The organism is Intestinimonas butyriciproducens (assembly GCF_016901775.1).
Lineage (GTDB): Bacteria > Bacillota > Clostridia > Oscillospirales > Butyricicoccaceae > Pseudobutyricicoccus.
Genome location: NZ_JACJKW010000019.1, coordinates 1 through 24,594, shown reverse-complemented (window position 1 = coordinate 24,594; position 24,594 = coordinate 1). Strand labels below are relative to the sequence as shown.

The following is a 24,594-nucleotide window of genomic DNA, read 5'->3' as shown; positions in this document are numbered from 1 at the left end:
CCTCCTGATGGCATTACAGTTCGGGCAGTTCGTCCCGGGGAGCGGTCTGGGGACGGGAGGAAGCGGCCAGACGGGTACGGATCTGGTGCACATCTTCCACCAGCTTGCCAAAACCCATAAGGGGCAGGGCGAAAAGAAAAGAGCTGAGCACACCGCAGATCAGCATCACGATCCCCATCAGAGCCAGACCTCCGATGACAAAGAAAAAGAATGTCAGGCTGCCGCAGATGATAAATAGCCAGAAGAGCACCTGGCCCACTTGAAACAGCGTTTTTCCCACATTTTCGAACATTGTGCATCCACCTTTCTTTCTTCCCCATTCAAGGGAGTTCTGTTAAGCGTACTATATCAAATATTCCAAAATCAAACAATAAGCTGGCTGCATAGTATTTTCCAGCAAAAAAAGGCCAAACCCATTGGAAATCAAGGGGTTTGACAAAAAAGAAAGTATGGTTTTTTCTTTCCTGGAATCTGGCGGAAATAAAAGAGAAAAAATAATTTGCGAAAAAATAAAACCCCACGGCCCTCTTTGGAATCTTACAGGGCGAAAGGGGGGGATGTCCTCCTGGTTCTTATTGACAAGTGCTCTGCCCATAGAGTATTCTGAAAGCAGGAATATTTCTTTCTATTGTGCAGAGGGAAATGGAGGAAGAAAGATGAAAAAAAGGCTTGTTACCATTCTTTTGACCCTTTGGCTGGCGGTGCTTTCCGCCCTGCCCGCCATGGCCGCCGACAAATCGGGAAGCTACTATTACTACCTCTCCATGAAAGAGGGAGAGCTCTGGTATCGCCGGGCTCCCTATATGCAGAAATTCTGGGACGAAGGAAATTTTCCCTGGGGCGTCGGTCCGCTGAACAACGGCGGCGTGCTGTACGGCATCTCCTATGAAAGCTGTAATCTGCCCCACCAGGGCCTGGTGCTGGTGGAACACTACATAAAGGACAGCAACGGCTCATCCAGATGGGAATATGACTATGTGACATATGAAAACCACAAAGTGCCCATCTACGGTATCTATGAACACATCCTCGCAAATCTGAACCAGGGCCGTTTTGAGGAGATGTTTGATTTCTCCGACGACGCCTATGGCCTGGCCGCCGCAGTCAATGACTACTGGCAGGATGGGGAATTTCACAAGCAGCAGTATTATGTGGACACCAAAGGGACGATCGCCATCACCCTGCCCCTGGAGGTCAGCCCCATCCGCTATGACGACTCCTATTACACCGGCCGCTTTGTGGATGGCAAAGCCATCGTCTTCAAAGACAGCCCCGCCACCGACGGTCTGTTGGAGGAGTATACCGGCAACGATCGGGACACCCGCACCCTTACCTATGCTTATATCAACCAAAGGGGCGAGATGATCACCGACTGGCAAACCGCCTCCACCGATGCCCAGTACAAGGAGATTTTCACTTCGGTGTATAACCTCGAGGGCATCCGTCTGGTGGATGTGCTCTATTCCGACGGCTATCAGGCCCCGGAGGAGCCCACCGGCCCGGTGGAACCGGGAGGGGAGACCGCCGAGCCCGAAGAAAAACCGGAAGAGAAGCCGGAAGTGGAGACCACTTATGGTCAGTCCCAGGTGAAGATCAAGGGCTATACCATTGAAAACGGCGACGGCTTTTTGCTGGTGGATGTGGTGAACAACACCAAAAATCCCGACGAAGGGGATTGCTTCTATCTCCGGTACGACAAATACAAGGAAATGGGCGGCCTTGTGGATTCCAACACGGAATTTCTCCCCGGCAACGACTGGATCATGAGCATCCACTATTCCGCCCAGGCCGGAGAGCAGAAGACCCTGCGCATTCCGGTGGGCACCATCCCTGGCGGCTGGGGCGTGGATGTGACCGATGAGGACAAGGAAGCAGGCTGGACAGAGCTGGATTACATCGCCGACAGCCGGGTGATCCTGGCCCAGGCCGAAACCAAAGAGGAATTTGAAGAGCTGACCGAGTTTTTCAAAGGGATGCACTATTACAATGAAGTGCAGCGGGATTTCCAGATGGACGAAAACGGCGTCACCTACCTGGCCGTTCCGGCTTCCACCCTGGATTACCGGCACAAGCTGGATGAAAAGCTGTCTTACTTCACCGGTCAGTTTTAAAAGAATAAAATAATACAATAAGGAGAAAATGCCATGAAAAAGCTCATTGCCCTGTGCCTGTGCCTTGTGCTCAGCATCCTGCCTGCTTTCGCCCTGAAGGGGGAAGTGGTGGACCCGGATGACCTGCCCTATATCCCCACAGAACAAAGCCCCAGCGACTGGGCCGTGGAAGAGATCAAAGAAGCCACCGGCGCCGGACTGGTGCCCGCCCTGCCGGGAGATCCCTCCTATCAGGCGGCGGCCACCCGGGAGCAGTTTGCCGCCCTGGCGGTGACGCTGGCAGAAAAGGCCACTGGCAAGACCCTGCCGGCCGCCCCGGCGGACACCTTCACCGACACCCAGAGCGAAGTGGTGCGCAAAGCCTACCAGGCGGGCATCGTCAACGGCATGGGGGACGGCACCTTTGCTCCCCAGCAGACCACCAACCGGGAGCAGATCGCCACCATGCTCCTGCGGGCCATCCTCTATATCCAGGACCAGAACAAAACCGATTACATCGAGCAGTTTGAAGATCTGAGCCTGTACCAGGATGCCGGTCAGGTTTCCTCCTGGGCCACCCAGGCCATGGGCATCCTGGCCCACAACGGCATCTTCAAAGGGGTGGGCGGCAACAACATCGCCCCCAAGCAGAGCTGCACCGTGGAGCAGAGCATCCTGCTGTGCTACCGCCTGTATCAAAAGACCCAGGCCTGATGCCCGGGATTTGCTGATAAAAGAAAACAGAAAAGGAGAAAATATCTATGCCGAAGTTTGAAAAAGGAACCCTGAAAGGCTTTGCCGCAGGCACACTGGTCACCGTTCTGACCCTGGGCACCATTCTGCCCTCTTCCGCCGCCACCATGAAGGAGATCAAGGTGGCCATGGGCGGCATCAAGATCTATGTGGACGGCAATCTGAAAAAGCCCACCGATGTGAATGGCAATGTGGTGGAGCCCATGATCTATGACGGCACCACCTATCTGCCGGTGCGTGCCCTCACCGGGATGCTCACCGACAAAGAAGTGGCCTGGGATCAGGAGAGCCAGACGGTGTATATCGGCCAGCGTCCCGATGTTGGCGTCAAGAGCGTGCCCATCGATGAGCTGAAAGACTATAATGACTATAATAGTTATATATACACCGGAAAAGACGCCCAGTTCACCGTGCTGGGAGATACCTATTCTCCCTTTAATCGGATGAGATTGAGAGGGTCCGATTATCATGTCTACAAGCTGGATTCGAATTATGACAGCATCCACGGCAAATTCATTATCCCCTTTGATAATTTGGGAAACACAGCCGAGTCCACCCTTCAGTTTTACAATGTGGATCAATACGGAGAAGAGACCCTGATCAAGGAATATTCCACCAAAGCAGGGGATGCCGCCATCGATGTGGATGTGAATCTCCAGGGCTGCAATTTCCTCAAGATCAAAGGAAAAGGCGATTCTTGCGCCTTCTACGATGTGACCCTGACCACCGCAAAATAAAAACATCCCAAAGCAGCAAACGCCCCGCCGGGTTGAAACCGGCGGGGCGTTTTTCTGTTATATGGTGTTCGCGCCGTCACGCCGCTGCCAACGGTGCAGCAGCACGGCCATCTGGGCCCGGGTGGCGCTGCGCCGGGGAAAAAGACGGCTGCGCCGGGTCCCCTGGATCAGCTTTTGCTCCAAGGCCCACTGAAAGGCAGACTGGGCATACCGGCTGATGAGACGGGCATCGGCAAAGGATGCAAATTCCATCGGCGTTGTTTCTGCCTGCGCCCCCGGGGAAACCTGGGCCAGACGGTAAAACAAAGTCACCAGCTGCTCCCGGGTGATGGGTTCCTCCGGCCGGAACTTGCCCCGGCCGCATCCCAGTACAATGCCTTTTTCCGATGCCCATGCCACAGCTTCACTCCAGTATTGCTCTGGTTTTACATCGGAAAACCGGCATTCTCCTGTGGGAGCCGGACAGGACTCTAGGCGATGAAGAATGGTCACCGCCATCCCCCGGCTCAGGGGCAGGCGGGGGGAAAACAAAGTGGGGCTGGTGCCGGCCATCAGACCGTGGCGCCAGGCATAGCGCACCCCCTCTTCGTACCAGGCCCCGGCGGGAATATCGGTGAAAGGAAGGGTTGTGCGGTTGTCCTCAGAACAGATGTCCATAGGAAAGACAAAGGGGCTGGAAGGACTGCTGGGGATGATTTTGCGGATATTTTCAGTCATTGGGAAGGAGCCTCCTTTTCGCCGGGGACAGTGCTCTGTTTTTAATGTATCACAAAGAAGGCGGTTTGAAATCATCCCTTTTTTTGAAAAAAAGGACTATATCCAAGAGTTTTTTGGCATAGTCCTTTGGAAATTGGGTTTTGCGGCTTACCGCAGCATATATTGCTTCAGGTCTTTGCGCTGTTTGATGTTCAGCTTTTGCAATGCGGTGGAAATGTATTGCTTCACCGTGTTGGGGGAGATACCCAGATGGCCTGCGATCTCCTGGTTGGTCCAGCCCCGGGCGGCCAGCATGGCGGCGGCAAATTCGGTGGTGGTCAGGTTGTCGGCCACCGGATGGCCGGTTTCCGGGTTGTGTACTTTGCGCCAGCCTGCGGAAAACCGGTAGGTGATGGCGATGATCCGCCGGAAATCTTCCGGCCAGTCCTTTTTCAGTACAGCTTCCAGCATCCCGCCCAGCAAACCGTGGTGCTCTCCGAACCCTTCGATCAGATCGTCAGGCTGAGCCAGTTTCCAGGCCGCCAGCAAGTGGGCCTGGGCATGTTCCGGCTGCTTCAGGCTCATATAATCCATCACCGCCACCAGATGGAGGTAGATGGAAGGGATGGGATATTGCTGTCCCTCCAGGGCAAAGGCGGTTTCCACAATGCCGATGCTTTTTCCATATTCCCCCTCCAGATAGGTCTGGTGGGCCTGGACATATAGAGCAAACATCCGCAGACCGGGAGGAAGCAAGCGCAGGTGTTCTTTCAGGGAGATCAGCCCGGAGGGGAGAGGAAGGTGGAGCAGCACCGAGGCCGTGGTGATGGCAAATACCGCCGTTGCCTGCAGCTGAGGGGAAAGCTGCTCCTGGGAGGTCAGGGTGTTCTGGATCTGGGCCAGGGTATGCTTGGCCCTCTGGATCTGCCCGATGGACAGATTGGCATAGGTGTAGATCAGGCAGGCAGAAAGACGCAGGGAAAGCTCATCATGGGAAAGATACAGTTCGGCGATTTTGGCAGCTTCTTCCGGCTGACCGCTGAAATAATAGTATTCGGCCCAGGCGATGTTCCGCACATGTGCATCCTGGATGCGTTCCACATATTCCTTGCAATGCCCGGGGACAAAGGGACTGCTCAAAAGGGGCATGGGGATCGGGTGAGGGGGCGGAACTTCTTCCTGTGGATTTGTGATGGGAATCGGGCTTTTTTCTTTTGGAACATCGGCGGGGTTTGGGGCAGAGGCGGGAATGGCCCAGTCTGTGCCGATTTTCTGTGCCCCGGGAATGCAGCCTTCGGCGCAGTATTGCTGGGCCAGGGGGAGAGAAATATTCCATTTTTCGGCAGCTTGCTGTATGGTGATGTAATCCATCCCGTGTCACTCCTTCTCTGCTGGGAAAACGCTTACCTATTTATTTTATTATATGCGTCTGCCTGGACAGTTGCAAGAAAAAGCCGCCTGAAAAGGCGGCTTGAGCGTGTCAAAAAAGTGGCAGAAGCCACTTTTTCGAGTTTTTGCAAGGGCCTGCGTGCACACCTTCGGCGCACACTTGTCCCTTGAGAAGTGCAAAAACCGACGCACCGGTCGCCGGTTTTTGCAGATTGATAAGAGAAAGGGCAAACAGTTTCTTTGCGCTGTATAGGTTTTTCGACAGTCTGAAAGCCGCCTGGAAAGGCGGCTTTTGGCTTGGTTTATTCTTCCTGATCCATTAAACCGTGGAAAATTTCATCCATCAGCGGATTGGTGTAGGTATCCATAAATGCCCCGGTGTCCAGTTGCGGAACGGAAGGCGGGTTTTGACCCATGGAAGAAAAATAGGCCTCCAGCTGGGGGCAATCCTGAAGGGGAGCCAGGTCATAGGGACCTCCATCAATCGTTGCGGCCCGCAGAGCGGGAAGGCCGCTGAGAGGGGACAGGTCGACAGCCGTTCCGAAAGAGAACAGTTCCAGCACTTCCAGAGAAGAAGCACCCCGGAGAAATTCCAGGTTATCCGGCTGGCCGGAATAAAGCTGCAAAAGGCGCAGTTTCAAAAGAGGCTGGCTGCTTTCCAGGTAGAAAGTGCCGCCACGGGTGCCGTCTCCCATGGGCATCAGGCCCAGGTAGGTGAGATTCTCCAGCCGGGACAGATCCAGGGAAACACTGCCGCATCCCAGCTGCAAGGCGCGCAGCGCAGTGGCAGATTCCAAGGGGGTCAGATCCACATTGTCCCCAATGGTGCAGTTCAGACTGCGGAGATTGGGAAGGCCCTGCACAAAGGAGAGGTCGGTAAGGTCCTGGGTGTCCCGCCAGGTGGAATCCACTTCCTGCAGATGGGGATTTTCCCCCAGGGTGTCCAGCAGGGGCTGGGCATCCCCCTGGATAAACTGAAGAGAAGTCACCTGGGGCAATTTTTGCAGATCGGCCAGGCTTTCTACCGGCACGGTGCCCTCTTCCGGGTGGGGATCGTTGTAAAATGCGTTGTCTGTGTGTGCAATAAAGCCGTCGGGCAGAATGGTGAGGTGGGAAAGATCCTGGCAATCCTCCGGATAGATTTTTCCTTCCGGTTTTTGGATGAGAACCCGGATGTTTTGCTCCATAGCCGGATCGGAAAAGACAATGGGTTCGGGCAGACGGGAAATGACCACCGCCGCCCCGCCGGTGACCAGGGCGGCCGCCGTCACACCGGCGATGATTTTGGCCTTGATAGTGGCAAACAGTCCGGTTTTGGCGGCTTCTCCAGCCCCGGTACCCAAAGCGCCGGCGGCAGCGGTCCCGGCACCGGCCGCAGCCGCCGCCCCCAGAACTTTCTCCAACCCTTGCCAGATCTGTTCCTGCTGCTGCGGAGCGGAAACATTCTCCAGCAGCCGGGAAAACAGCAGGGAGAAGGGAATGGCGCCATGGTAGCGGACTCCGTCCCGCTCTTCCATGGCCAGCACTTGCTGACGGAGCTTCTGCCGGGCATAGTTCAGCCGGCTTTTCACCGTGCCGGTGGAGCACTGCTGCACCTGGGCGATCTCTTCCACCGAAAGCCCCCCATAATAGTAAAGAAGTACGCACTCCCGCTGTACATCGGGAAGCTGCTGCACCGTCTCTTCCATCAGGCGGCGGGTCTCTTCCTTGTCCAGCACTTGCTCGGGCAGGGTTTCCGGGTCGTCATCGGGCAGGGAAGAAAAGAAATCCGGCTCGTCCTCCTTTTGCTGGGGCGAAAGGAAGCGGCCTTTGTTTTTCACCAGACGGCGGCATTGGTTTGCGGCGATCTGGCACAGCCAGTGGGGAAAAGCTGCACTTTCCCGCAAGGAGGACAGATGCTGAAAGGCCGATAAAAAAGTTTCCTGGCAGATGTCCATGGCGTCTTCCGGGTTTTTGGTGATGCCCAGGGCCAGGGAATAGATCTTTTGAAAGTATTGCTGGTAGAGGACGCTCTGTGCCTCCCGCTGGCCCGCTTTGGCCTGAGCCACCGTTTTTTCCAGATCCATATAGTTCCTCCATTTTGTTATTTTTGTCAAAAGAAGCCTTGTTTTATTGTACAGAAGGAACACTTCGGGGTCAACAGCGAGGAAGAAATTATACTACTATTGGCTGTCGGAAAGGGAAAAATATTTTATGATAGGGTCGAGGTGATGTCCCATGACTTTCGCAGAAAGACTGCGCGAATTGCGGGAAGAGCGGAACATCACCCAAAAGGAACTCGGTGCCCATTTGGGGATTTCTCCCCGCATGGTCAGCTTTTATGAGTCAGGGGCCCACTTCCCCCGGGACGCCAAGATGCTCATCGACATCGCCGCTTTTTTCGGCGTGACGGTGGACTATCTGTTGGGCTGTTCCCAGCTGCGGGAAGAGGGAACGCTGAAAAAGCTGTGTGCCGAATTTAGTGTCCTGCCCCCGGCGGAGCGCAAAAGCCTGTTGGATTTTTTGGAGTTTCTGCGCTCCCAGCAGAAAAACTCCCGGTGAAAAAAGCGCTCGCCGCCCCGCCGGGGCAAAACCGTGAGTGTTCCGCTCACACACATAAGACCCGCCGTCACCCCGGCGGGTTTTATGTTTGTGGGAAAAATTTTTAGAAAAAAAGAAAAGCGCCCTTTGGGCGCTTTTGCAATAGAACGAGAAATGGTTTTGCAGAGCGGTTATCGCAGATAGCCCTGGAGAAATACCAGGTGAAACAGCCATGTGCCGGTCACCAGCAAACAGGCTCGCAGCATGAGCAGCTTCAACTGACGGCTGGCCGCCTGCACGGGCAGAGGCACAGCCAGAAGCAGCTCCTGGGCAGTTTCCTCCGGCAAACGGAAACAGGCAGAAAGTTCTTCCAGAGAGACGGTGGGATGCTGAGCAGCGTATTCCTCCAGTTCCTGGGACAAGCCGGACAAAAGCTGCTGGCGGGTCTTTAAGGGGCAGTCGGCCAGATAGGGTTTGACCTGTTTGAGGTAACTCTGGATGGAACGGGCGGCTTTGGTTTTCATGTGGATTTCTCCCCTTCCATAATTTGCTGCACTGCAAGCTGGAGCTCCTGATATTCTCCGCGGAGAGCAGCCAGATAATCTGTCCCGGTGGGGGTGATGGCATAGTATTGCCGCACCCGGTTGTCCGGAGAGATTTGCTTTCCGCTTTCTTTCACATAACCCAGCTTGACCAGCCGATAGAGCACCGGATAAAGAAGGGAAAGGGTATACCGGCCCTGGCTGCGGCGGGAAAGTTCCTGCTGCATCTGATAGACATACATGGGCTGCTGGAAAAGAAGATGGAGCACCAGCATGGGGCTGATGGCTCGTTTGAAATAGTCCTCGAAGGAATGCCCGGAATCCGGGCTGTGTTCTTTTTTCATGGAGTTCACCTGCTGTAAGGTTACTTTCAGTATATCGAAATTTTGGCAAAAAGCAACGACAAAAAGGGAAGATATCACAAAAATACCAGAAGCACCCTTGACAAAGAGTGGAAAGGAGAATATGCTGTTCACATAATAAGCATTACTAAATATATAAGAAAGAGAGGAAAGGGCAATGAAGAAGAAATTGATTTGTATTCTGGGATTGCTGTTCCTTTTGGTTTATGCCGGTCTGGCCGGGACCGGGGCCAAGCTGCAGCTGGATGCAGCACAGGAGTTCCGACAGATGAAAGCGGCGCTGGAACGGGGAGAAGAGATTGACCAGACCCATTACACAGCTACGGCCCAGCGGTCGGAGGAGCTGAAAAGCCTCGGCCGGAAAGTGGGAAGAGTGGCCTATCTGGCTGCGTTGGCGCTGGCCGCAGTAGGGCTGATCAACTGGAAGGAATATATTTTGGTGGTGGGTATTCCCATGCTGGCCGGAGGTCTTGCCATTTTGCCCTTCTGGCTTCAAAGCGATGTAGGAGCCGTCAACTATTACATCGAGCAGTTTGTGGAATTTTACAGCGCTGCCGTCTACGGCGTGGGAGCCGCACTTTTCACCATGCTGCACCAGGGGATCAAAGCGTGGAAAACAGCGCACAAGGAATAAAAAGCGGTTTCAGCGAAAGAATAGAAAGAAAGCCCGGCAGCTATGCTGCCGGGCTATGTTTTTGTCTGTTGTGAGTTCTGACAAGGGTTTTGGTGCTACGCTGTTTTTCGTTTGATCCGCAGATAGAGCAGGCGGAAGGCCCACACCACAATGCCGATGCCCAGAAACAGGGCGGAAGTATAAAAAGAAAGGTACAATTCCAAGGTATAGTTGGAAAGACCGGCGCCACCCCAGGCGGGGCCGATGTAGGAAAGGAGCCAGGCGCCCAGGTAGCTGGCGGCGAAGGTGCCCAGCACCTGCCACAGACGAAGATGGCCCAAGACCAAAAGAACGGCAAGAACCACAAAAATCACATGTACTGTGCAGACAATCTGGCCCATCCGGTTATCCAGATTCATAAACAGCTGATATCGTTCCCACTGAGGGCCGCTCTGGCTGCTCACTTCCTGGAAACTCTGGGTGCGCATGACCCGGAAAAAGATCAGCAGCAGCTGAAGCCCCCAGAAGCAGCCTACAAGGATCATAAGTCCCATGTTTTTACGGAGAAAACGCTTCATACAATGCACACTCCTTTCCCGGAAGCAGGAGAGCCCGCAGCGGTCAATGAGGTGATCGTTTGGATCGTCGGCCGTGAGCGGGCTTCCAACACCAAATGCGAGAAAAAACAAAATGAAATAATATAGAAATTACATCAGGAAGGAAAATAAAAAGCAAGAAAAAATGACTTTCTTTTCTAGTCCATTGACAGACTGGTCTACATAATATAAAATCGAAACGGGAGATTTTGGAAGGAGGGGATTGCCGCGAGAAAAAAGATGGGATATGGCGTTGGTTTTTTGTTGTTTGCTTTTGTGAGCAGCATCGCATTTTCCCTGGCTTCCCAGAGTGCATCTCAGGGGGAAAGGCCCCGGGGAATGGAAGATGTGACCTGGACTTGGCAGCTGGTACAGTCGGGAATTTTTTGGCCGGAGGACGATCCCACCTTTCCCATAGCGGTCACCTTTGACCAGGAATTTCAGGGAACGGCCCTTTATGATTGGGATCGGGGAATCTTCATTCATGCAGAGGCCCCGCTGGAAACAGGGCCGGTACGCCGGATCCATACATTGGGGCCCAGCGGACTGTCTTGTCAATATTTCACCCCTACTTTGCGTGCAAAAATTGTGCAGGATGGGAAAGCGGTGGAGTTTTATTGCTCCCGTATCATCACAGGAACACTGGAGCAATCTGGAAAAGAATATGATTTTGGCTCCTTGGGAGGAAGTGAGCCTGCTTTTGTGGTGACGGCGGAAGAGATGGAGGAGGGGATAAAATGAAACAAAAAGTGATGTTTGATGGGAAAGCGCCGGTGTTTGGCCTTTTGTGCGCCGCGCTGCTGAATACGGTGGGTCTGTGGAGCGCTGTTTTTCCCCGATTTATCCATAATTACCAGGCGCCGGAGTGGGCCATGGTTGTTTCTCAGATGGTAAGCCAATGGAGCCGGGGAATGTGGCTGGCCTTTTTCCCGGCGATGGTGGCTCTGTGGATGCTTTACAGCCGCCGGGAGGGCCGGGGCATTCTGATCTATCTGGAAGGAATCCTTTTCCTGCTTCTTTTTGCTGTTTTGCTGGAGAAGATTATCTCCGGCCTGACAGGAACGGTGGGGCTTTATTTTCACTTGGGATTTTTCTATTTTGAAATGGCGTTTATCTCCCTTTGTCCGGTATTGGGAGCGGTGCTGCTCCTTCTGCCCCATAAAGCCATGGGAAGCTGGGGGAAGGGCATCCTGTGGATTCTGGGAGGGGCCGGGGGACTGCTCTATGGGCTGTGGCCCCGGATCGCAGGTTCTTTGCAAGAAGGAACCCTGGCTTTCCGGGTGGAGAGCTTTTGGTATTGCGGCCTGGGAGCGCTTCTCATGCTGGCCATGCTCTTTTTCACGGCGTTCTGCCGCCGTCCACTGTGGGAGCTGGTGTGTGCCGCCTTGGGCTGGCTTGTGATCGCTTTTCTTTTTTCCTCCATGGGAGAGGGAGGGGATAAAGTGCTGCAAGGCAATCTGCTTTGGCTGCCCGGCATGCTGCTCCTCGGTCTGGCAGGTTTGCTCTGGCAACGGAGGAAAAAGCTCTGGGCCGTCGGCATATTGCTTTTGGGCCTGCTGGCTTTTTCTGTGATGCCGTTGTGTGCGGCGCTGATGTACAAAGAGATCACGCCGGCTTTTCTCGTCAGCGGCGCCTATCTTTGGTTTCCGGCACTGTTTGGAGTCTGCGCCCTTCCCCTTGTCTTTCTGGCGGAAAAATAAAAGGAAAGCCCGGCCGCTTTGGAGGCCGGGCCGATTTTTGCCTGAAATGGCTGGATAAACAAAAAGCTGCCTGAAAAAACAGGCAGTTTTATACAGTTCGTTCGGTTGACTTCTTGCAATGAAAATAGTATAATAATATACTGCATCGATATGCAATCAACTGGCAGTCATTTTTCACCGCTCTCATTTTAGCAAAAGCCGGTGAGGATGGCAACAGGGAAGAAATAAAAAATTGCAACGCACCCTAGTGTATCGCAAACTGACAGGAAACGGAGTGTGGCAAATGTACAACTGGGAAAAGTACGGCAGGATCCAGTGCGGCAAAAAGGAGCGGGTTTGCTTTTCGCGGACCCGGGAAGTGCTCCAGATGCCCAACCTCATCGAGGTGCAGAAGAAGTCCTATCAATGGTTCCTGGATACCGGCCTGCGTGAGGTGTTCCGGGATGTGGGCGCCATCACCGACTACACCGGCAACCTGGAGCTGACCTTCCTGGATTATTCCATGGAAGAAGAGCCCAAGTATTCGGTGGAAGAATGCAAAGAGCGGGACGCCACCTATGCCGCACCCATCAAGGTGCGCATGCGTCTGCGCAACAAGGAGACCGGTGAGATCAAGGAACAGGAGATCTTCATGGGCGATTTCCCTGTGATGACCGACGGCGGCACCTTTATCATCAACGGCGCCGAACGGGTGGTGGTCTCTCAGATCGTCCGTTCTCCGGGCATGTATTTCGGCATCAACAACGAGCGGCCGGATAAGCAGATGTACACCAGCACCGTCATCCCCTACCGGGGCGCCTGGCTGGAGTATGAGACCGATGTGAACGATGTGTTCTATGTGCGCATCGACAAAAACCGCAAGCTGCCCATCACCTCCCTGATCCGGGCCATCGGCATCGGCACCGACGCCGAGATCAAAGAGGTGTTTGGCGAGGATGAGCGGATCATCGCTTCTCTGGACAAGGACTCCGCCATCAAGACCACCGAGGATGCTCTCATTGAGATCTACAAGCGTCTCCGTCCCGGTGAGCCTCCCACAGTGGACAGCGCCCAGACTCTGCTCCACAATCTGTTCTTCGATCCCAAGCGCTATGACCTGTCCACCGTGGGCCGGTACAAGTTCAACAAGAAGATGGCCATTTCCAAGCGCCTCAGCGGCCAGAAACTGGCCCGCCCCGTCACCGATCCCCTCACCGGCGAAGTGCTGGCCACTCCCGGCCAGGTGCTCACCCGGGAGCAGGCCGCCCTCATTGAAAAGAAGGGCGTTTCGGTGGCCTATCTGGATGTGGAGGGCAAAGAGGTCAAGGCCTTCTCCAACGACATGGTGTGGCTCCATGACTTTGTGGACTGCAACGAGGAAGAACTGGGCATTTATGAGCGGGTGCGCTTCTCCGTGCTGCGCCAGCTGATGGAAGAGCACCAGGGCCAGGAGCTGCTGGATGCCATCCGGGAGAATGTGGATGAGCTGATTCCCAAGCACATCATCGTGGACGATATCCTGGCTTCCATCAACTACCTCAACTGCCTGGCCAATGGCGTAGGCACTGCCGACGACATCGACCATCTGGGCAACCGCCGCCTGCGCAGCGTGGGCGAGCTGCTGCAGAACCAGTTCCGCATCGGTTTCTCCCGCATGGAGCGGGTGATCCGCGAGCGTATGACCATCCAGGATCTGGACATCGTTACCCCCCAGAGCCTGATCAATATCCGTCCTGTGACGGCGGCCATCAAGGAGTTCTTCGGCTCCTCCCCCCTCAGCCAGTTCATGGACCAGAACAACCCTCTGGCCGAGCTGACCCACAAGCGCCGTATGTCCGCCCTGGGCCCCGGCGGTCTGAGCCGTGACCGGGCCAACATGGAAGTCCGCGACGTGCATTACAGCCACTATGGCCGTCTGTGCCCCATCGAGACTCCTGAAGGTCCCAACATTGGCCTGATTTCTTATCTGGCCACCTATGCCCGCATCAATGACTACGGCTTTATCGAGGCTCCTTACCGCATCGTGGACAAGGAAACCGGCATCGTCACCGATGAAGTGCAGTATATGACCGCCGACATCGAGGACGAGTACATCGTGGCCCAGGCCAACGAGCCTCTGGATGAAAACGGCCGGATCAAAGCCGACCGTGTCACCTGCCGCCGCCGTGACGAGATCATCGAGATCGAGCGGGAAAAGGTGGACCTGGTGGATGTGGCTCCCAAGATGATGGTCTCCGTGGCCACTGCCATGATCCCCTTCCTGGAAAACGACGACGCCAACCGTGCTCTGATGGGTTCCAACATGCAGCGGCAGGCTGTGCCTCTGCTCAAGACCCAGGCTCCCTTCGTGGCCACCGGCATGGAATACAAGGCCGCTGTGGACTCGGGCACTGTGCCTCTGGCTCTGGGCGACGGCACCGTCACCCGGGTCACTGCCCGGGATGTGACCATCAACTATGACGAGCTGGGCGAAAAGACCCATCGGCTCATCAAGTTCATGCGCTCCAACCAGGGTACCTGCATCAACCAGAAGCCCATTGTGGCGGTGGGAGAACGGGTGAAAAAGGGCGATGTAATCGCCGACGGCCCCTCCACCTCTCAGGGCGAAATCTCCCTGGGCAAAAACGCCCTCATCGGCTTTATGACCTGGGAAGGTTATAACTACGAAGACGCCGTCCTGCTCAACGAACGCCTGGTGCGGGACGATGTGTATACCTCCATCCATATCGAAGAATACGAGACCGAGAGCCGGGATACCAAGCTGGGGCCCGAGGAGATCACCCGGGATATCCCCAATGTGGGCGAGGAAGCTCTGCGGGATCTGGACGAGCGGGGCATTGTGCGGGTAGGCGCCGAAGTGCACCCCGGCGACATCCTGGTGGGCAAGGTCACCCCCAAGGGCGAGACCGAGCTGACGGCGGAAGAGCGTCTGCTCCGGGCCATCTTCGGTGAAAAGGCCAGAGAGGTGCGGGACACCTCCCTCCGCGTGCCTCACGGCGCCGGCGGCATCATCGTGGATGTGAAGGTCTTTACCCGGGCCAACGGGGATGAGCTGTCTCCCGGTGTCAACATGGTGGTCCGCTGCTACATCGCTCAGAAGAGAAAGATCTCCGTGGGCGACAAAATGGCCGGCCGTCACGGCAACAAGGGTGTTGTGTCCCGTATTCTGCCTCAGGAGGATATGCCCTTCCTCTCGGACGGCACACCGCTGGACATCGTGCTCAACCCCCTGGGCGTGCCTTCCCGTATGAACATCGGTCAGGTGCTGGAAGTGCATCTGGGCTTTGCGGCCAGCGCACTGGGCATCCATGTGGCCACCCCTGTGTTTGACGGCGCAAAAGAAGAAGATATCCGGGCTCTCTTCCGGGATGCCGGTCTGCGGGAGGACGGCAAGAGCATCCTCTACGATGGCCGTACCGGCGAGCCCTTTGACAACCCGGTGACCGTGGGTTATATGTACTACCTGAAGCTCCATCACCTGGTGGACGATAAGATCCACGCCCGTTCCACCGGCCCCTACAGCCTGGTTACCCAGCAGCCCTTGGGCGGCAAGGCCCAGTTCGGCGGCCAGCGTTTCGGCGAAATGGAAGTGTGGGCCCTGGAGGCCTATGGCGCAGCCTATACCCTGCAGGAGATCCTCACCGTCAAGTCCGACGATATCGTGGGCCGTGTCAAGACCTACGAGGCCATCGTCAAGGGCCACAATGTGCCCAAGCCCGGTGTGCCTGAATCCTTCAAGGTTCTGGTGAAGGAACTGCAGTCCCTGGGTCTGGATCTGAAGGTGCTGGACAAGAATATGGAAGAGATCCACCTCAATGACGACGATGATGACGACGATGCTTACGAAGACATCGTCCGCGGCGGCGGGGCCCAGGAAGAGATGGGCTCTCAGGGCGTAGCTCTGGACAGCGAGCTTGCAGAGGCCGGCTTCGGCATCGGTGAGCAGAATGAGGAGGAAGACCCGCTGGAAGTGATGAACGAACTGGTGGGAGAAGAGATCGACCCGCTGGACGACGAGACACTGTAACGGAGGGGAAGAGAAACTATGGCAAACATGACATTTGAAGCCATCAAGATCGGTCTGGCTTCTCCGGAACTGATCCGCGAATGGTCCTATGGCGAAGTGAAAAAGCCGGAGACCATCAACTATCGCACTCTGAAGCCCGAGCGGGACGGCCTGTTCTGCGAACGGATCTTCGGGCCCCAGAAGGACTGGGAGTGCCATTGCGGAAAATATAAGAAAGTGCGCTTCAAGGGCAAGATCTGCGAACGCTGCGGCGTGGAAGTGACCAAGTCCAAGGTGCGCCGGGAGCGGATGGGCCACATCGAGCTGGCCGCTCCCGTCAGCCACATCTGGTATTTCAAGGGCATCCCCTCCCGGATGGGCCTGGTGCTGGATATGTCCCCCCGGCTTTTGGAAAAGGTGCTCTATTTCGCCAGCTACATCGTCACCGATCCCGGTGACACCCCGCTGATGAAAAAGCAGATCCTCACCGAAAAAGAATACCGGGATATGGTGGAAAAATACGAGGACGATTTCAAGGCGGAAATGGGCGCCGAGGCCATCAAGAAGCTGCTGGCCGAAATCGACCTGGAAGAGCTGTCCGCCCAGCTGCGGGCCGAGCTGAAAGACGCTTCCGGCCAGAAGAAGCTGCGGATCATCAAGCGGCTGGAGGTCATCGAGGCCTTCCGCCAGTCGGGCAACCGGCCTGAGTGGATGATCCTGGATGTGGTGCCGGTGATTCCCCCCGAGCTGCGGCCCATGGTCCAGCTGGACGGCGGCCGGTTCGCCACCAGCGATTTGAACGACCTGTACCGCCGGGTGATCAACCGGAACAACCGTCTGAAGAGACTGCTGGAGCTGGGCGCGCCCGACATCATCGTGCGCAACGAGAAGCGGATGCTCCAGGAAGCGGTGGACGCCCTCATCGACAACGGCCGCCGCGGCCGTCCGGTCACCGGCCCCAACAACCGTCCCCTCAAATCCCTCAGCGATATGCTCAAGGGCAAGCAGGGCCGGTTCCGTCAGAACCTGCTGGGTAAGCGTGTTGACTACTCCGGCCGTAGCGTTATCGTGGTGGGCCCCGACCTGAAGATCTATCAGTGCGGCCTGCCCAAGGAGATGGCTCTGGAGCTGTTCAAGCCCTTCGTCATGAAGAAGCTGGTGGAAGACGGCGTGGCCAACAACATCAAGAGCGCCAAGAAGATGGTGGAACGGGCCCGCACCGAGGTGTGGGACGCTCTGGAAGTGGTCATCAAGGAGCATCCTGTCATGCTCAACCGTGCGCCGACGCTGCACCGTCTGGGCATCCAGGCCTTTGAGCCCATCCTGGTAGAAGGCCGGGCCATCAAGCTCCATCCTCTGGTGTGTACCGCCTTTAACGCCGACTTTGACGGCGACCAGATGGCCGTCCATGTGCCCCTCAGCGCCGAGGCCCAGGCCGAAGCCCGCCTGCTCATGCTGTCGGCCAACAACCTGCTGAAGCCTCAGGACGGTATGCCCGTCACCGTGCCTTCTCAGGACATGGTTCTGGGTTCTTACTACCTGACCATCGACCGGGAAGAAAAAGGCACCGGCATGATCTTCGCGAGCGAAGACGAAGCCCTCCTGGCCTATCAGCAGGGTTATGTGGGCATCCATTCTCCCATCAAGGTGCGGCTATTCCGGGAAATTGAGGGCAAAATGGAAAGTAAGATCGTCCCGGCCACTGTGGGCCGGCTGATCTTCAACCAGGCTGTGCCTCAGGACCTGGGCTTTGTGGACAGAACCCAGCCCGGCCATGAGTTTGACCTGGAGATCTCCTTCTCCTGCGGCAAAAAGGAACTGGGCAAGATCATTGCCGCCTGTATCAAGCGCCATGACTTCGCCCGTACCGCCCATCTGCTGGACGATATCAAAGCCCTGGGCTTCAAGTACTCCACCATCGGCGCCATGACGGTGTCGGTGTCCGATATGACCATCCCCGATGAGAAATACACCCTCATCGCCGCCACCGAAAAGCGTGTAGCCCGCATTGACCGTCAGTTCAAGCGGGGCCTGATCACCGACGACGAACGCTACCGCCTGGTGGTTGAGGAATGGGAGCAGACCATCAAGGACGTTACCAAGGCCCTGAACGATTGTCTGGACCGGTTCAACCCGATCTTCATGATGTCCAACTCCGGTGCCCGTGGTAGCATGAACCAGATCCGTCAGCTGGCGGGTATGCGCGGCCTGATGGCCAACACCGCCGGTAAGACCATCGAAATCCCCATCAAGGCCAACTTCCGTGAAGGCCTGTCTGTTCTGGAATACTTCATTTCCTCCAGAGGCGCCCGGAAAGGTCTGGCCGATACCGCTCTGCGTACCGCCGACTCCGGTTACCTGACCCGCCGTCTGGTGGATGTGTCCCAGGATGTGATCATCCGTGAGCACGACTGCGGCACCGACGACGGCATCTGGGTCTTTGAGATCAGCGACGGCAACCAGGTGATCGAGCCCTTTGCCGACCGTCTCGTCGGCCGGTATCTCACCGAGGACTTCAAGGATGCAAAGGGCAATGTGCTGGTGTCCAAAGACAAGCTGATGACCGAGGACGACGCCAAGATCATCACCGACGCCGGTGTCACCCGGATCAAGATCCGCAGTGTGCTTACCTGCCGGGCCCGTCACGGCGTGTGCGCCAAGTGCTACGGCAGCAACCTGGCTTCCCGCACCGAGATCGGTATCGGTGAAGCCGTCGGCATCATTGCGGCCCAGTCCATCGGCGAGCCGGGCACACAGCTGACCATGCGTACTTTCCATACCGGCGGCGTTGCCGGTAACGACATCACCCAGGGTCTTCCCCGTGTTGAAGAGCTGTTCGAAGCCCGTAAGCCCAAGCGTGCCGCCACTCTGTCGGAGAATGCCGGCGTGGTATCGGTGGACGACAGCCGCAAAGGCTCCACCCGTCCCATCACCGTCACCGACCGGGAGACCGGCGAGAGCAAGGTATACCAGGTGCCCCTGGGTCAGCCCCTCAAGGTGCAGGATGGCCAGGAGATCGCCATGGGCGATGCTCTCACCGAAGGCGCTCTCAATCCCCACGATGTGCTGCGCACCCGGGATGTGGAAGCGGTGCAGGCTTACCTGATCCAGGAAGTCCAGCGGGTGTACCGTCAGCAGGGCGTTGATATCAACGACCGGCACATCGAAGTCATCGTCCGTCAGATGATGCGGAAGGTGCGGGTGGAAAATCAGGGCGATACCGAACTGCTGCCCGGATCCATGGTGGACATCTTCGAGTTCGAGGATGCCAACGAGGAGGGGGCCAAGAAGGCCGCCGCCGAAGGGAAAGAGTTCGAGCCGGCCACCTATACACCGGTGCTGCTGGGTATCACCAAGGCCTCTCTGGCCACCGACAGCTTCCTGTCCGCCGCTTCCTTCCAGGAGACCACCAGAGTGCTCACCGAAGCCGCTATCAAGGGCAAGGTTGACCCGCTGCTGGGCCTGAAAGAGAATGTCATCATCGGCAAATTGGTGCCCGCCGGCAGCGGCGTGGACGAGTACAACCAGGCAACTTATGAAGAAGTTGTAGAAATGGTTGACTAATTGGGAAAGATAGCATATAATAATTAACTGCGTGAGAATTTTTGGAGGATGAACATGCTCTCTGTGTTGCAGCAGGGCCCCCGGGCCGTGGGCGTCAAACAGTCCCAGCGGGCGGTGAGCGCCGGAAAGGCGAAGCTGGCTTTTGTGGCCAGGGACGCCGAAGATCATGTTACCCGTCCCTTTATCGCGCTTTGCCAGCAGCAGTCTGTGCCGGTGGAAAGTGTTCCCACCATGGCCCAGCTTGGCGCGGTGTGCGGCATCCATGTGGGATGCGCCGTGGCCGTTGCGCTGCTGGAAGAATAAAACCTGTTTCAGGCTTTTTCCCCTCCCGGAGAGCCCAGGCTCTCCGGGGGCGGGTGTCATAAAGCAATAATCTATAAGGAGGTGCGTTATGCCTACATTCAATCAGCTGGTTCGCAAAGGAAGAGAAGTGGTCAGCTACAAGTCCAATTCTCCCGCGCTGCAGAAGGGGTACAACTCCAAGAAGATGATGACTACCGATCAGTCTTCTCCTCAGAAGAGAGGTGTCTGCACCACGGTCAAGACCATGACTCCCAAAAAGCCGAACTCCGCCCTGCGTAAGGTGGCCCGTGTGCGCCTGACCAACGGCATGGAAGTTTGGGGCTACATCCCCGGTGTGGGCCACAACCTGCAGGAGCACTCTGTGGTAATGGTGAGAGGCGGCCGTGTTAAGGACCTGCCTGGTGTGCGTTACCATGTGATCCGCGGCAGCCTGGACACCCAGGGTGTGAGCGGCCGTATGCAGAGCCGTTCCAAGTACGGCGCCAAGCGGCCCAAGGCCGGCGCAGCCAAGAAGTAAGAAAAGCGCATAACCCAAAAAAGCAAAGCGTGTGAGCTTTGCCAGATTGACCTTTTGATAGATTCTTATAGATTATTGCTATGACGATCGGTAAAAAGGGAAGATCCGGCAGGGCACACAACAAGGGCTCAAAAAACCCTTGAGTACCTATGAAATCATTCTGTGAAGGAGGGAAGCAAAGTGCCCAGAAGAGGATTTGTTCCCAAGAGGGATGTTCTTCCGGACCCGCTTTACAATTCGAAACTCGTGACCAAGCTCATCAACAACATCATGTATGATGGCAAGAAGGGCATTGCTCAGAAGATCGTCTACGACGCCTTCGACATTGTAAAGGAAAAGACCGGCAAGGACCCTGTGGAAGCGTTCAATGAGGCCATGGAAAACATCATGCCCGCCCTGGAGATCAAGGCCCGGCGTGTTGGCGGCGCCACCTATCAGGTGCCGATGGAAGTGCGCCCCGAGAGAAGACAGACCCTTGGTCTGCGTTGGATCACGCTCTATTCCCGCAACCGCGGTGAGAAGACCATGAAAGAGCGTCTGGCCGGCGAGATCATGGACGCCATCAACGGAACCGGCGGCGCTGTGAAGAAGCGCGAAGATACCCATAAGATGGCCGAAGCCAACAAGGCTTTCGCCCACTTCAGATGGTAATCCGCCATTCAAACCGTTTTTGGAAAGGAGAGCACTAGATGCCAAGGCAGTATCCGCTGGAATTAACCCGTAACATCGGTATCATGGCGCATATCGATGCCGGTAAGACCACCACCACCGAGAGAATCCTGTACTACACAGGCGTCAACTACAAGATCGGTGAAACCCATGATGGCACCGCCACCATGGACTGGATGGAGCAGGAGCAGGAGAGAGGTATCACCATCACTTCCGCTGCTACCACCTGCGCGTGGAATGGTCACAGAATCAATATCATCGACACCCCGGGCCATGTGGACTTCACTGTGGAAGTGGAGCGTTCCCTGCGTGTGCTCGACGGCAGTGTCACCGTTCTCTGCGCCAAGGGAGGCGTTGAGCCGCAGTCTGAGACTGTCTGGCATCAGGCCGACAAATACCATGTTCCCCGCATGGTCTATATCAACAAGATGGACACCATGGGCGCCGACTTCTATCATGCTGTTGACATGATGAAGGACCGCCTGAAGTGTAATCCTGTGCCCATTCAGCTGCCCATCGGCTCCGAAGATACCTTCAAAGGCATCGTGGACCTGGTGGAAATGAAGGCTTATGTCTATTATGACGATCTGGGCAAGGACATCCGCTGCGAAGAGATCCCCGCTGACCTGAAGGAACAGGCTGACGAGTACCATGCTCACATGATCGAGTCCATCTCCGAGTATGACGACGCCATCATGGAAGCCTATCTGGAAGGGGAAGAGATCTCCGTCAAGGACATCAAGGCCGCTCTGCGTAAGGCAGTGCTGGATGTTAAGATCATCCCTGTCACCTGCGGTACTTCCTACCGCAACAAGGGTGTTCAGAAGCTGCTGGATGCCATCATCGATTATATGCCCTCCCCCCTGGACAAGAAGGCCATCGACGGCATCAACCCCGATACCGACGAAGCAGACTGCCGTCATCCCTCTGATGACGAGCCTTTCTCCGCTCTGGCCTTTAAGATCATGACCGACCCCTATGTGGGCAAGCTGTGCTTCTTCCGGGTCTACTCCGGTACCCTGGACGCCGGTTCCGCCGTGCTCAACAGCACAAAGCGCAACCGTGAGCGTATCGGCCGCATCCTGCTGATGCATGCCAACCACCGGGAAGACCTGGAGAAGGTCTACGCCGGCGACATCGCCGCTGCTGTTGGTCTGAAGAACACCACCACCGGCGACACCCTGTGTGACGAGAAGCACCCCATCATCCTGGAATCCATGGAATTCCCCGAGCCTGTTATCCGCGTGGCCATCGAGCCCAAGACCAAGGCCGGTCAGGAGAAGATGGGCATCGCTCTGGCCAAGCTGGCTGAAGAAGATCCCACCTTCCGCACCTACACCGACGAAGAGACCGGACAAACCATCATCGCCGGTATGGGCGAGCTCCATCTGGAGATCATCGTCGACCGTCTGCTCCGGGAATTCAAGGTGGAAGCCAATGTTGGTTCCCCGCAGGTTGCCTATAAGGAAACCGTGCGCAAGAGCGCCAATGTGGATATGAAGTACGCCCGTCAGTCCGGCGGTAAGGGCCAGTATGGTCATGTCAAGATCATTCTGGAGCCCAACGAGTCCGGCAAGGGCTACGAGTTCATCAACAAGATCGTGGGCGGCGCCATTCCCAAGGAATATATCGGGCCTATCGATCAGGGTATCCAGGGCGCTATGCAGAACGGCGTGCTGGCCGGCTACAACGTGGTGGATGTAAAGGTCACTCTGTATGACGGCTCCTACCACGAAGTGGACTCCTCGGAAATGGCATTTAAGATCGCCGCCTCCATGGCCTTCAAGGAAGCCATGAAGAAGGCCGATCCCGTGCTGATGGAGCCCATCATGAAGGTTTCCGTCATCGTGCCCGAAGAGTACATGGGCGATGTCATCGGCGACCTCAACTCCCGCCGTGGCCAGATCCAGGGTATGGAAGCCCGCAGCGGCGCCCAGCAGATCGACGCCTTTGTGCCCCTGAGCGAGATGTTCGGTTATGCTACCGATCTGCGCTCCCGCACACAGGGCCGCGGTCAGTACACCATGGAACCCAGCCACTACACTGAGGTGCCCAAGAGCATCCAGGAAAAAATCATCGCCGGCAAATAAGTATTTGCAATTTATGTATTGCATTGCCGCTGTTTTTAAGATAAAATGGGCTTATTGCAGGGCGATTCAATATGCTTTTTAGAATACTGCACTTTTAAGGAGGAGAGTTCAAATGGCTAAGGCTAAATTTGAAAGAACAAAGCCCCATGTCAACATCGGCACCATCGGCCACGTTGACCACGGCAAGACCACTACCACCGCTGCGATCACCAAGTACCTGTCCCTGAAGGGCCAGGCTCAGTTCGAAGCCTACGACATGATCGACAAGGCTCCCGAAGAGAGAGAGCGCGGCATCACAATCAACACCGCTCACGTTGAGTATGAGACCGATGCCCGTCACTATGCCCATGTGGACTGCCCGGGCCATGCTGACTATATCAAGAACATGATCACCGGTGCTGCTCAGATGGACGGCGCCATCCTGGTTATCGCTGCTTCCGACGGCCCCATGGCTCAGACTCGTGAGCACATCCTGTTGGCCCGTCAGGTGGGCGTGCCCGCTATCGTCGTGTTCCTGAACAAGGCCGACCAGGTGGACGATCCCGAGCTGCTGGAGCTGGTTGAGATGGAAGTTCGTGAGCTGCTGAGCACTTACGAGTTCCCCGGCGACGAAGTGCCCATCATCTGCGGCTCTGCCCTGCAGGCTCTGGAGAGCACTTCCACCGATCCCAACGCTCCTGAGTACGAGTGCATCAGAAACCTGTTGGACGCTGTTGACAGCTATATCCCCACTCCTGACCGTAAGGCTGATCTGCCCTTCCTGATGCCTGTGGAAGACGTGTTCACCATCACCGGCCGCGGCACCGTTGCTACCGGTCGTGTGGAGCGCGGCATCCTGAAGATGAGTGAAGAAGTGGAAATCGTCGGCCTGATGGACGCTCCCAAGAAGACCGTCGTCACCGGCATCGAGATGTTCCGCAAGCTGCTGGACTTCGCTGAGGCTGGCGACAACATCGGCTGCCTGCTGCGCGGCATCAACAAGACCGACATCGAGCGCGGCCAGGTTCTGGCCAAGCCCGGCTCCATCCATCCTCACACCAAGTTCCATGGCCAGGTTTATGTTCTGACCAAGGAAGAGGGTGGCCGTCATACTCCTTTCTTCAACAACTATCGTCCTCAGTTCTATTTCCGTACCACCGACGTTACCGGCGTCATCACTCTGCCCGAAGGCACTGAGATGTGCATGCCCGGCGACAACGTGGAGATGGATGTTGAGCTGATCACCCCCATCGCTATCGAAGAGGGCCTGCGTTTCGCTATCCGTGAAGGCGGCCGTACTGTCGGTTCCGGCGTTGTTACCAAGATCAACGAGTAATTTACTCTTTGTTCTTTCAAGAGCCATGGCATTTGCCATGGCTCTTTTTTGTGCTCCGAAAACCACTCGCTAGGCGAGTGGTTCAAAAAAAGACTTATGTCGATAATGGCGAAATAAAAACTCCCTTTGCTATAATAGGAGTGCGGTCTGCCA

The 24,594-nt window shown here is 56.1% G+C and carries 21 protein-coding genes; 14 read left to right on the top strand and 7 right to left on the bottom strand.

Going from position 1 to position 24,594, the window contains the following annotated elements:
• Positions 1 to 13: 13 nt before the first annotated feature.
• Positions 14 to 292 (bottom strand): hypothetical protein, encoded by a 279-nt coding sequence (locus H6A25_RS10340; RefSeq protein ID WP_204752047.1) that lies wholly within the window; start codon positions 290 to 292, stop codon positions 14 to 16.
• Positions 293 to 656: 364 nt separating this feature from the next.
• Between H6A25_RS10340 and H6A25_RS10335 the strand changes: the two genes are divergently transcribed.
• The 3 genes from H6A25_RS10335 to H6A25_RS10325 are packed head-to-tail and all read left to right on the top strand — an operon-like array spanning position 657 to position 3,580.
• Positions 657 to 2,111 (top strand): hypothetical protein, encoded by a 1,455-nt coding sequence (locus H6A25_RS10335; protein WP_204752046.1) that lies wholly within the window; start codon positions 657 to 659, stop codon positions 2,109 to 2,111.
• 33 nt (positions 2,112 to 2,144) lie between these two features.
• A complete protein-coding gene (locus tag H6A25_RS10330; RefSeq protein ID WP_204752045.1) occupies positions 2,145 to 2,804 on the top strand; it encodes an S-layer homology domain-containing protein in 660 nt (219 codons plus the stop codon).
• A 47-nt stretch (positions 2,805 to 2,851) separates the two neighbouring features.
• The gene (locus tag H6A25_RS10325; protein ID WP_243423332.1) at positions 2,852 to 3,580 is read left to right on the top strand and encodes a stalk domain-containing protein; all 729 of its coding nucleotides are present in this window, start codon (positions 2,852 to 2,854) and stop codon (positions 3,578 to 3,580) included.
• A 57-nt stretch (positions 3,581 to 3,637) separates the two neighbouring features.
• On the opposite strand, the gene H6A25_RS10320 is transcribed toward H6A25_RS10325, so the two are convergent.
• The 3 genes from H6A25_RS10320 to H6A25_RS10310 form a co-directional block, all read right to left on the bottom strand.
• Positions 3,638 to 4,297 (bottom strand): S-layer homology domain-containing protein, encoded by a 660-nt coding sequence (locus tag H6A25_RS10320; RefSeq protein WP_204752044.1) that lies wholly within the window; start codon positions 4,295 to 4,297, stop codon positions 3,638 to 3,640.
• A 147-nt stretch (positions 4,298 to 4,444) separates the two neighbouring features.
• A complete protein-coding gene (locus tag H6A25_RS13105; protein ID WP_204752043.1) occupies positions 4,445 to 5,647 on the bottom strand; it encodes a LuxR C-terminal-related transcriptional regulator in 1,203 nt (400 codons plus the stop codon).
• A 320-nt stretch (positions 5,648 to 5,967) separates the two neighbouring features.
• Entirely contained in the window at positions 5,968 to 7,731 is a 1,764-nt protein-coding gene (locus H6A25_RS10310; RefSeq protein ID WP_204752042.1) for an RNA polymerase sigma factor, read from the bottom strand.
• 151 nt (positions 7,732 to 7,882) lie between these two features.
• Here H6A25_RS10310 and H6A25_RS10305 point away from each other — a divergent pair, with 151 nt between their 5' ends.
• On the top strand, positions 7,883 to 8,206 hold the full coding sequence (locus H6A25_RS10305) for a helix-turn-helix domain-containing protein (RefSeq protein ID WP_118427194.1): 324 nt from the start codon (positions 7,883 to 7,885) through the stop codon (positions 8,204 to 8,206).
• Positions 8,207 to 8,376: 170 nt separating this feature from the next.
• Here the strand turns inward: H6A25_RS10305 and H6A25_RS10300 are convergent, their stop codons facing one another.
• Both H6A25_RS10300 and H6A25_RS10295 read right to left on the bottom strand, forming a co-directional pair.
• The gene (locus H6A25_RS10300) at positions 8,377 to 8,709 is read right to left on the bottom strand and encodes a hypothetical protein (protein WP_204752041.1); all 333 of its coding nucleotides are present in this window, start codon (positions 8,707 to 8,709) and stop codon (positions 8,377 to 8,379) included.
• Positions 8,706 to 9,071, bottom strand: a complete 366-nt coding sequence (locus H6A25_RS10295) for a PadR family transcriptional regulator (protein ID WP_204752040.1) — start codon at positions 9,069 to 9,071, stop codon at positions 8,706 to 8,708. Before H6A25_RS10295 ends, H6A25_RS10300 begins: the two co-directional genes overlap by 4 nt.
• Positions 9,072 to 9,246: 175 nt before the next feature.
• Here H6A25_RS10295 and H6A25_RS10290 point away from each other — a divergent pair, with 175 nt between their 5' ends.
• Positions 9,247 to 9,723, top strand: coding sequence for a hypothetical protein (locus tag H6A25_RS10290; protein WP_204752039.1), 477 nt, complete (start codon positions 9,247 to 9,249; stop codon positions 9,721 to 9,723).
• A 95-nt stretch (positions 9,724 to 9,818) separates the two neighbouring features.
• Here H6A25_RS10290 and H6A25_RS10285 read toward each other — a convergent pair whose 3' ends face one another.
• Positions 9,819 to 10,280 carry a hypothetical protein gene (locus H6A25_RS10285; RefSeq protein ID WP_204752038.1) on the bottom strand — a complete coding sequence of 154 codons (462 nt, stop codon included), beginning with the start codon at positions 10,278 to 10,280 and terminating at the stop codon, positions 9,819 to 9,821.
• 357 nt (positions 10,281 to 10,637) lie between these two features.
• Between H6A25_RS10285 and H6A25_RS10280 the strand changes: the two genes are divergently transcribed.
• The 9 genes from H6A25_RS10280 (at position 10,638) to tuf (ending at position 24,441) form a co-directional block, all read left to right on the top strand.
• The gene (locus H6A25_RS10280; RefSeq protein WP_204752037.1) at positions 10,638 to 11,039 is read left to right on the top strand and encodes a hypothetical protein; all 402 of its coding nucleotides are present in this window, start codon (positions 10,638 to 10,640) and stop codon (positions 11,037 to 11,039) included.
• Positions 11,036 to 11,998, top strand: a complete 963-nt coding sequence (locus H6A25_RS10275; RefSeq protein WP_204752036.1) for a hypothetical protein — start codon at positions 11,036 to 11,038, stop codon at positions 11,996 to 11,998. The genes H6A25_RS10280 and H6A25_RS10275 overlap by 4 nt, the downstream gene beginning before the upstream one ends.
• 283 nt (positions 11,999 to 12,281) lie before the next feature.
• A complete protein-coding gene (gene rpoB, locus H6A25_RS10270) occupies positions 12,282 to 16,004 on the top strand; it encodes a DNA-directed RNA polymerase subunit beta (protein ID WP_204752035.1) in 3,723 nt (1,240 codons plus the stop codon).
• A gap of 18 nt (positions 16,005 to 16,022) precedes the next feature.
• Positions 16,023 to 19,547 (top strand): DNA-directed RNA polymerase subunit beta', encoded by a 3,525-nt coding sequence (gene rpoC, locus H6A25_RS10265; protein ID WP_204752034.1) that lies wholly within the window; start codon positions 16,023 to 16,025, stop codon positions 19,545 to 19,547.
• Between the two features lie 54 nt (positions 19,548 to 19,601).
• Complete coding sequence (locus H6A25_RS10260) at positions 19,602 to 19,850, top strand: L7Ae/L30e/S12e/Gadd45 family ribosomal protein (protein WP_118427176.1); 249 nt, start codon at positions 19,602 to 19,604, stop codon at positions 19,848 to 19,850.
• An 88-nt stretch (positions 19,851 to 19,938) separates the two neighbouring features.
• Complete coding sequence (rpsL, locus tag H6A25_RS10255; protein ID WP_118427174.1) at positions 19,939 to 20,367, top strand: 30S ribosomal protein S12; 429 nt, start codon at positions 19,939 to 19,941, stop codon at positions 20,365 to 20,367.
• 180 nt (positions 20,368 to 20,547) lie between these two features.
• The gene (gene rpsG / locus H6A25_RS10250; RefSeq protein ID WP_118427172.1) at positions 20,548 to 21,018 is read left to right on the top strand and encodes a 30S ribosomal protein S7; all 471 of its coding nucleotides are present in this window, start codon (positions 20,548 to 20,550) and stop codon (positions 21,016 to 21,018) included.
• Between the two features lie 38 nt (positions 21,019 to 21,056).
• Entirely contained in the window at positions 21,057 to 23,126 is a 2,070-nt protein-coding gene (gene fusA / locus H6A25_RS10245) for an elongation factor G (protein ID WP_204752033.1), read from the top strand.
• 112 nt (positions 23,127 to 23,238) lie between these two features.
• On the top strand, positions 23,239 to 24,441 hold the full coding sequence (gene tuf, locus H6A25_RS10240; RefSeq protein ID WP_204752032.1) for an elongation factor Tu: 1,203 nt from the start codon (positions 23,239 to 23,241) through the stop codon (positions 24,439 to 24,441).
• The last annotated feature ends 153 nt before the right edge of the window (positions 24,442 to 24,594 follow it).

What these genes read in the sequence shown, in the direction of transcription:
- H6A25_RS10340 (WP_204752047.1), bottom strand. Translation starts at nt 292, where the DNA reads ATGTTCGAAAATGTGGGAAAAACGCTGTTTCAAGTGGGCCAGGTGCTC.
- H6A25_RS10335 (WP_204752046.1), top strand. Translation starts at nt 657, where the DNA reads ATGAAAAAAAGGCTTGTTACCATTCTTTTGACCCTTTGGCTGGCGGTG.
- H6A25_RS10330 (WP_204752045.1), top strand. Translation starts at nt 2,145, where the DNA reads ATGAAAAAGCTCATTGCCCTGTGCCTGTGCCTTGTGCTCAGCATCCTG.
- H6A25_RS10325 (WP_243423332.1), top strand. Translation starts at nt 2,852, where the DNA reads ATGCCGAAGTTTGAAAAAGGAACCCTGAAAGGCTTTGCCGCAGGCACA.
- H6A25_RS10320 (WP_204752044.1), bottom strand. Translation starts at nt 4,297, where the DNA reads ATGACTGAAAATATCCGCAAAATCATCCCCAGCAGTCCTTCCAGCCCC.
- H6A25_RS13105 (WP_204752043.1), bottom strand. Translation starts at nt 5,647, where the DNA reads ATGGATTACATCACCATACAGCAAGCTGCCGAAAAATGGAATATTTCT.
- H6A25_RS10310 (WP_204752042.1), bottom strand. Translation starts at nt 7,731, where the DNA reads ATGGATCTGGAAAAAACGGTGGCTCAGGCCAAAGCGGGCCAGCGGGAG.
- H6A25_RS10305 (WP_118427194.1), top strand. Translation starts at nt 7,883, where the DNA reads ATGACTTTCGCAGAAAGACTGCGCGAATTGCGGGAAGAGCGGAACATC.
- H6A25_RS10300 (WP_204752041.1), bottom strand. Translation starts at nt 8,709, where the DNA reads ATGAAAACCAAAGCCGCCCGTTCCATCCAGAGTTACCTCAAACAGGTC.
- H6A25_RS10295 (WP_204752040.1), bottom strand. Translation starts at nt 9,071, where the DNA reads ATGAAAAAAGAACACAGCCCGGATTCCGGGCATTCCTTCGAGGACTAT.
- H6A25_RS10290 (WP_204752039.1), top strand. Translation starts at nt 9,247, where the DNA reads ATGAAGAAGAAATTGATTTGTATTCTGGGATTGCTGTTCCTTTTGGTT.
- H6A25_RS10285 (WP_204752038.1), bottom strand. Translation starts at nt 10,280, where the DNA reads ATGAAGCGTTTTCTCCGTAAAAACATGGGACTTATGATCCTTGTAGGC.
- H6A25_RS10280 (WP_204752037.1), top strand. Translation starts at nt 10,638, where the DNA reads ATGGAAGATGTGACCTGGACTTGGCAGCTGGTACAGTCGGGAATTTTT.
- H6A25_RS10275 (WP_204752036.1), top strand. Translation starts at nt 11,036, where the DNA reads ATGAAACAAAAAGTGATGTTTGATGGGAAAGCGCCGGTGTTTGGCCTT.
- rpoB (WP_204752035.1), top strand. Translation starts at nt 12,282, where the DNA reads ATGTACAACTGGGAAAAGTACGGCAGGATCCAGTGCGGCAAAAAGGAG.
- rpoC (WP_204752034.1), top strand. Translation starts at nt 16,023, where the DNA reads ATGGCAAACATGACATTTGAAGCCATCAAGATCGGTCTGGCTTCTCCG.
- H6A25_RS10260 (WP_118427176.1), top strand. Translation starts at nt 19,602, where the DNA reads ATGCTCTCTGTGTTGCAGCAGGGCCCCCGGGCCGTGGGCGTCAAACAG.
- rpsL (WP_118427174.1), top strand. Translation starts at nt 19,939, where the DNA reads ATGCCTACATTCAATCAGCTGGTTCGCAAAGGAAGAGAAGTGGTCAGC.
- fusA (WP_204752033.1), top strand. Translation starts at nt 21,057, where the DNA reads ATGCCAAGGCAGTATCCGCTGGAATTAACCCGTAACATCGGTATCATG.
- tuf (WP_204752032.1), top strand. Translation starts at nt 23,239, where the DNA reads ATGGCTAAGGCTAAATTTGAAAGAACAAAGCCCCATGTCAACATCGGC.